The sequence below is a fragment of the Jezberella sp. genome, assembly GCF_964834465.1.
The window spans coordinates 1-5,877 of record NZ_CBAZRM010000035.1 but is presented as its reverse complement, the minus strand read 5'-3'; the positions used below and the strand labels follow the sequence as shown (position 1 = coordinate 5,877).

The following is a 5,877-nucleotide window of genomic DNA, read 5'->3' as shown; positions in this document are numbered from 1 at the left end:
CCTCGATCGCAAGGGTAAGCCAATGTTGATTAAATTAAAAGGTAAAGTCGAAGCGTTTTATCGCTGATCGACGCTTTCAGGTCAATCTGACAACGCATCCACCACACAATAGAAGAGCTGGCCAGGAATTAACTGGTCGGCTCTTTTTTATGTGTCGTGCATCAGACATACGATCAAGTGCCTTCGTCACCACGTAACTGTAGCGACCTGCGTTTTAAAACGCGCCGACCTGCATTCGACGCGATTTTCGACCAGAATTAACTGCGATTGACGGGCCCCTAAAACCAGCATTAGCTGAGAATGAAACTGCATTCAGCCGCGCGGACCAGAATTAATTGCGACTGAATAAACGGTGGACTAACATGTGCCTAAATACAAACGTATTGCTTGAAAATTAGTTAGGAAAAATAATGGCTCGAAACACAGTACTGATGAAGCTGTTGCCCTCTGCCTACTTGGAATCTTTTTTGAACGGCAACTTGTACATGAACACGCCAAAATATTTTGCAACGCTTGAAGAAGCGGACCTCGTCAGGTCGGACGCGGACGAAGGCATTCACACATCAATGCAGACAAAGGAGGTGTCTATCCGAAATGAACAGGGGGAGTGGGTGCCTATCGCTGGTTTGATCAATCCTGTTCTATACCGGACTCAAGACGCGGCCACCTACAATATGTACTGTATGTACGGCATTCAGGAGCTGATAGAAGAGCCGCTTGACGACAGGAATCTCGCCTTTGGTGATACGTTTGTCGCTATCACGAATAGTGAAGAATTTCTTCGCCGCGTCAAAGAAGCGGCCGACAAGGAGGGGCGTGCATACGAGCACGCGCTCATAGAGTATGTTGACCGAGAGACATTTGACGGCTTTATGGGACCATTCCGGAAGTTCTCGTCGTTCGCTTACCAACAAGAGTTCCGAATGGTACTCCTTGGTGGTGATGGCTCTCCTACTACGCTTTCCATAGGCGATATCCGGGATATCTGCATCGTTGGTCCAAGTGTCGAATTTAATCGACGATTGTTTCGCTCTCTTCCTGATGGGAACCTTTCCTCTTAAGACTCACATCAAGCCGCTTGCTGTATTGCCGCCAATCTATAAAAGTGTAGTCCAAAAAACGTCCGTTTTCTGGTGGTTGATGCGCGGGCTAACGCCGGCGCGGTGGGTCGTGGTATTGTTCGGGCGTCATGGCTGCTCTCTCAATGGGTCGTCCTGGCAGGAGGGACAGACGCCGCAATCGTCTGTCCTTCCATCCTGTGATACGCCGCGATTACATCAGCATTTTCAAGCTCCCTGAAGGCTATCCGCTCGCTCAAGGCGTCGGGCAGCGACAACACGAGCCAGGGAGCACCCAGCGCTTCCAGCATGTTGTCCAGCTCCCAACAAACGATGGGAGACACGATCATGGTCCCTGTGTCCTCATTCTCCCAAGCCAAGCAAAGCTGGTCGCCCAGCTCTACCATGTACTGAATTCGCCCTGCGCCCCGCGTCTCGGCCTCTTGGTCGAACTGGTGAGGCGTGGCGACGATGTGGGTCAGCCTGTACATGGCTAAGCGAATGGCCTGTGCTGGTTCTTTCATTGGTCAATCCTCCGGTGATGGTGGGGCCTGCAAATTGGGCTTGGTATAGCCCGAATTCGTGAACCGCCCTGAATGACCATCACGACCTTTGGCGTCAATGCAGGCAACGACACATTGACGATAAACGCAATCAATCCTTGGGCAAACGCGCCGCTCACCCTGCCGGATCTTAGTAGGCGAAGCTAGTTTTCTTGCACGGGGCTCGGTGTTTCTGGTTCTTATGATGTGCACATGGTGCCACCGGCGGCGCCAGCCGCAACTGCCGTCCGGCCCGCATGGCCGATTCACGTGTGCAGCCTGTGCTGCGGCGTTGACTCAGAAGGCCGCGTTCACGTCGCCGTACGGTGCGGCGCCTGCCAGCAACGGCTCGCTGCGCCCGTCCGTAAGGAAGCCCCGCGCCAGGGCCTGCGTCTGCGCCCACATGGTCTGCGGCAGCCACGAGCCCGCGCTGACGCGGCGAACGCCCAGCGCCGCGAGTTCGTTCACAGGCGCCAAACCTGGCCAGACGATCACATTCAACAGCAGCGGCGTGCCGGCCGCAATGCGGCGAATCTCATCCTGCGCGGTCAGGCCAAGCACAAACAAGCCATCGGCGCCTGCAGCATGATAATCCGCCGCGCGGTGCAACACCTCATCGGCTTCTTTGCCCGCCACAACAAGCTTGCGAGCATATACGTCCGTACGAATATTGATATACAGCGGCACGCCCTCACGCTGCGCCGCTGCGCGAATCGCCTCGATCTTGCGGCACAACAGCGCCGGCTCTTCGCTGCCATCCTGAATATTGATACCCACCGCGCCAGCGTCCATGAAGCGAGCCACATTATCAGCCACGACAGCCGCGCCGCTTGCATAGCCGCCCTCCACGTCCACGCTGAGCGGCACATCAAGCACGCGCGCCATGCGACGCACAGCCGCCACATGCTCGTCCATCGGCAGCACATCGCCATCGCGATAGCCAAGCGACCAGGCGACACCGGCGCTGGTGGTGGCAATCGCCTGAGAGCCCAGGCTGGCGATCAGGCGGGCGCTGCCTGCATCCCAGGCGTTGGGCAGGCGAAGGGGTTGGGTTTGCAGATGCAGGTCGCGGAACATTCGGGCTCTCCTTGGCAAAGAAGCCCATTCTATCCATGTTGATTTCGCGCGATAATAGCCTGAAATCTCACATATTCTGTTGCCATTGACATCAATTAAGGCGATCCAATCGATGGAATCCATGGAAGCACCCTCTCTGCAGTTAGTCCGCGTCTTCGTCACTGTAGCGCAATGTCGCAGCTTCGCCCGCGCCGCCGGTGCAACGGGCATGACACCATCGTCCATCAGCCGCCTGGTCAAGCAGCTGGAGGAACAACTGGGCGTGGTGCTGATCAACCGCACTACCCGCGCCATGTCGCTGACCGACGTAGGGCAGCGCTACTTCGCCGAATGCAGCGCAGCCATGAATCAGCTGCACACCGCCTACCGCAATGTGCGGGAGCAGCAGGATCTCGTGCACGGCCTGCTCAAGGTCAGCGCGCCGCTGGCTTTCGGCCGCATGCATGTGGTGCCGCATTTATCCGCATTCATGCAGGCCTATCCCGACATCGAGCTTGATGTAGTGATGACGGACCGTTATGTGGACATCGTCGGCGAGGGCGTGAGCGTAGCGATTCGCATCGGCAAGATGGACGATTCCGCTCTGGTGGCACGCAAGCTGCTGAACAACCGCCGTGTGCTGGTCGCTTCGCCAGCCTATCTGGCGCGTGCAGGCACGCCGGCCTCCCTTGACGAACTGAAGCGCCACGAATGCTTGGTCTCCACGGCCAGCCACGATGGCGAATCGTGGCGCCTGTTCGGGCCAGATGGTGAGTGCAGCTTCCGGCCACGGGGCCGGCTGCGCGCTGACAATGGCGAAGCCGTGCACCGCTTCTGTCTGGATGGACATGGCCTCGCCTTCCACTCCGCCGTGGCCATGGCGAACTCGCTGCGCACGGGAGAGCTGGTCCAGGTGCTGCCTGGGTGGACGGGACGCGAGACCGGCGTCTACTGCGTTCGCCCTCCGCAAACTCCCGGCCCCACTGCACGCGCCTTCCTCGCATTTCTCCTCGCCCGCTGGCAGGCTAGCCCTGATCTCGCTCCTTACGTAGTCTGATGTTATATTTCGCGCAAACTTCAACAACGGGACCTTAATGACACGCCTGCCTCTCTACCTCGCCGCAGCTGGCATGGTCGAACAGGACACATTCCCCACTATCGCTTTTTGACGGCACGCACCGAACGTCCAATCAATACAGGCGCCAGCCCGAACGGTACAAAGGTAAGCAAAAAGCCACCCACTAAGCTAAACATCACGTCGAGTGCGCGTTGCCACAGCAACGTCCCTCTGCCATATTCGCTCCCAAAGGCAATGGTGCAGGCTGCGACAAGCACGCCAATGTCGATCCCAACCAAGGCGGGGCCGAGCAAGGTCTCTCCTTCAGAGTGAGCAATTTTCACTTTACGTTCCTCAAGGTGTTGCAAGCATCCCCGATGGTGAACGCAATCCGAATGCCCGCTTGTGGCCGGATGAAGACGACTAAGGGGCAATTGCGGGCCACACAACTGCTTGGGCCACGATGACGCTTTCCCCATTAAACGTCACCGATGGGGAGCCATAAAGCACATATCCTTTCGCAAGTGCCTCGCTGACGCGACGGCAAAACTTTGCATCATCTGGTCCAGTTAATACTCGATAGACCGGCAAATCGTCTGGTGGAGTTTTCATAGTTTACTTTCACTCGTTGAAGTGGCGGCTACTGGCCGGCTGCTGTCGTTGCCAGGTATCGCCCCATTACAAACATTCAGTTTTCCAGTAGTCGTCAGCTGCGGGAGGCGCTCATTAAATCGGGTTTTACCTGACTAGTGCCAAGCAGTAAAAGCGGTCCGCTCCACTTTCTGGTAGTGGGTCCGGGCCACGAACCCATCCCAAAGACTCATACAGGTGAACCGCAGCCCCCATGTCGCCCCAAGTCTCGAGTTCCAGTTGAGTGAAGTTATGGCTAACGGCCTGTGCTATTCCCTCGCTCAACAGCGTTCTACCGATGCCCTGTCCTTGCATGCGCGCATCGACGTGGAAGCCGAACAGCTTGGCGACAGCCCCTTCCATACGCTGAATTGCAAGGCAGCCGACTAGTTTGCCATCTACCTCTGCCACTAATTCGATTTCGTTAGGGGTGTTGGCTTGGCCAAGCGCACCAATGGCAGCATCTAAGGTGTCAAAATCCGCGATTAAACCGAAAGAAGCTAATGATTTCTGTACTACAGCCTTGGCACCGGAATTATCGATAGGAAGAGCTTTACGAATTGACATTGCTACCTCTTGAGTGATTCAGAGCAATGATTCTATGCGAGAGCTTCCCCCTATGTCGAGGGAGCGCCATTCCTCCCATCCATCACGGACCGTCTGGTATTGGCCGATCTCGGCCCAAGGCAACAGGATACCAGCTTGCTGAAATGAAAATATCACACATTCCCACAATTCGACGAGGAGGGCAGACCTGCGCATCATTTGCTACTTGAGGAGGTCTGGATAGAGGATCGCTGTCCGGCTTGTGATGCCAACAGGTGTCCGACTTCAAGTGCCATTGGGTGTCCGGCTTGAGATGAGAATGAGTGTCCGGCTTGATGAGAATACTCAGGCCGAGCTGGTGCCGGTGGCAATCCTCAGTACATCGCGGTGACCGGCCCCGATCAAATCGGCCTTGGGTATGTTCGTGTGCGTCCACGGAAACAGCTCATTTTTCTGCTCCACCAGCACCCGCAGGTCCTGCTTGAACCCCTGCTCCAAGCCGGGAGGCGACGCGTCCTGGTTGTCGGCCTCGACCATTTTCCAAATCCGCTCGATGTGGCTCTCCTGCTCTATTTCAGGAAAGAGGCTGATATTCCAGGCTAGGCAGCAGGTCATGGTGGCCTTCTTCCGCGTCTCGAATTCGTCAACGAAAAGGACGTGCGGCAGCATGAAGGACGAGAAGCAGGACGCTACTGAAAATTGTTTGAATTTCATGGGTAGGATTAGATGGGCAGGCCAGCGGCAAGCATCCGGTCGCGCAGCTCCGCTGTGCGCGCCGGTTCGAGTTTGTTGTTGAACAGCGCGCGGATTTCCGCAGGCTTGGCGTCGAACTGTTCGATCATGTCCTCGAAGACCCGCTCGCAGCCGGCCGCCTGCAACGCGTCCCGCTGCAAGTCCAGGTTCTGGTCGTCGGTCGAGACGCGGGCGTAGCCGATCAGCATGGCGACTTGTCCAATTAATCAGGAAAACTCAGTATAGCTGGACTTTG

The 5,877-nt window shown here is 56.5% G+C and carries 9 protein-coding genes and 1 pseudogene; 3 read left to right on the top strand and 7 right to left on the bottom strand.

Translation table 11 applies throughout. The annotated features are described in order from the left end of the window. Together AC1W8Y_RS14805 and AC1W8Y_RS14800 are read left to right on the top strand one after the other, a co-directional pair. On the top strand, positions 1 to 67 hold a 67-nt coding region (locus AC1W8Y_RS14805; protein ID WP_482015262.1), incomplete at its 5' end, for a DUF3297 family protein. A 343-nt stretch (positions 68 to 410) separates the two neighbouring features. Further along, on the top strand, positions 411 to 1,061 hold the full coding sequence (locus AC1W8Y_RS14800) for a hypothetical protein (protein WP_482015261.1): 651 nt from the start codon (positions 411 to 413) through the stop codon (positions 1,059 to 1,061). Between the two features lie 140 nt (positions 1,062 to 1,201). Here AC1W8Y_RS14800 and AC1W8Y_RS14795 read toward each other — a convergent pair whose 3' ends face one another. Together AC1W8Y_RS14795 and AC1W8Y_RS14790 are read right to left on the bottom strand one after the other, a co-directional pair. Beyond that, positions 1,202 to 1,582, bottom strand: a complete 381-nt coding sequence (locus tag AC1W8Y_RS14795; protein WP_482015260.1) for a hypothetical protein — start codon at positions 1,580 to 1,582, stop codon at positions 1,202 to 1,204. Positions 1,583 to 1,897: 315 nt separating this feature from the next. Further along, positions 1,898 to 2,800, bottom strand: a complete 903-nt coding sequence (locus AC1W8Y_RS14790) for an isocitrate lyase/PEP mutase family protein (protein ID WP_482015259.1) — start codon at positions 2,798 to 2,800, stop codon at positions 1,898 to 1,900. Here AC1W8Y_RS14790 and AC1W8Y_RS14785 point away from each other — a divergent pair. Then, a complete protein-coding gene (locus AC1W8Y_RS14785; protein WP_482015258.1) occupies positions 2,790 to 3,713 on the top strand; it encodes a LysR family transcriptional regulator in 924 nt (307 codons plus the stop codon). The genes AC1W8Y_RS14790 and AC1W8Y_RS14785 overlap by 11 nt on opposite strands. Positions 3,714 to 3,811: 98 nt before the next feature. Here the strand turns inward: AC1W8Y_RS14785 and AC1W8Y_RS14780 are convergent, their stop codons facing one another. The 5 genes and pseudogenes from AC1W8Y_RS14780 to AC1W8Y_RS14760 all read right to left on the bottom strand — a co-directional run. Further along, on the bottom strand, positions 3,812 to 4,057 hold the full coding sequence (locus AC1W8Y_RS14780) for a hypothetical protein (protein ID WP_482015257.1): 246 nt from the start codon (positions 4,055 to 4,057) through the stop codon (positions 3,812 to 3,814). Between the two features lie 79 nt (positions 4,058 to 4,136). Then, entirely contained in the window at positions 4,137 to 4,325 is a 189-nt protein-coding gene (locus tag AC1W8Y_RS14775; protein WP_482015256.1) for a DUF1737 domain-containing protein, read from the bottom strand. Between the two features lie 126 nt (positions 4,326 to 4,451). Continuing rightward, positions 4,452 to 4,910, bottom strand: a complete 459-nt coding sequence (locus AC1W8Y_RS14770) for a GNAT family N-acetyltransferase (protein WP_482015255.1) — start codon at positions 4,908 to 4,910, stop codon at positions 4,452 to 4,454. Positions 4,911 to 5,234: 324 nt separating this feature from the next. Next, positions 5,235 to 5,603, bottom strand: a complete 369-nt coding sequence (locus tag AC1W8Y_RS14765; protein ID WP_482015254.1) for a hypothetical protein — start codon at positions 5,601 to 5,603, stop codon at positions 5,235 to 5,237. 122 nt (positions 5,604 to 5,725) lie between these two features. After that, positions 5,726 to 5,830 (bottom strand): annotated as a pseudogene (locus tag AC1W8Y_RS14760) (recombinase family protein); the annotation flags it as partial. Between the last annotated feature and the right edge of the window lie 47 nt (positions 5,831 to 5,877).

Excerpts from the sequence above, each read along its gene's own strand:
- AC1W8Y_RS14785 (WP_482015258.1), top strand. The coding sequence starts at position 2,790 with ATGGAATCCATGGAAGCACCCTCTCTGCAGTTAGTCCGCGTCTTCGTC.
- AC1W8Y_RS14770 (WP_482015255.1), bottom strand. The coding sequence starts at position 4,910 with ATGTCAATTCGTAAAGCTCTTCCTATCGATAATTCCGGTGCCAAGGCT.
- AC1W8Y_RS14800 (WP_482015261.1), top strand. The coding sequence starts at position 411 with ATGGCTCGAAACACAGTACTGATGAAGCTGTTGCCCTCTGCCTACTTG.
- AC1W8Y_RS14775 (WP_482015256.1), bottom strand. The coding sequence starts at position 4,325 with ATGAAAACTCCACCAGACGATTTGCCGGTCTATCGAGTATTAACTGGA.
- AC1W8Y_RS14765 (WP_482015254.1), bottom strand. The coding sequence starts at position 5,603 with ATGAAATTCAAACAATTTTCAGTAGCGTCCTGCTTCTCGTCCTTCATG.
- AC1W8Y_RS14795 (WP_482015260.1), bottom strand. The coding sequence starts at position 1,582 with ATGAAAGAACCAGCACAGGCCATTCGCTTAGCCATGTACAGGCTGACC.
- AC1W8Y_RS14790 (WP_482015259.1), bottom strand. The coding sequence starts at position 2,800 with ATGGATTCCATCGATTGGATCGCCTTAATTGATGTCAATGGCAACAGA.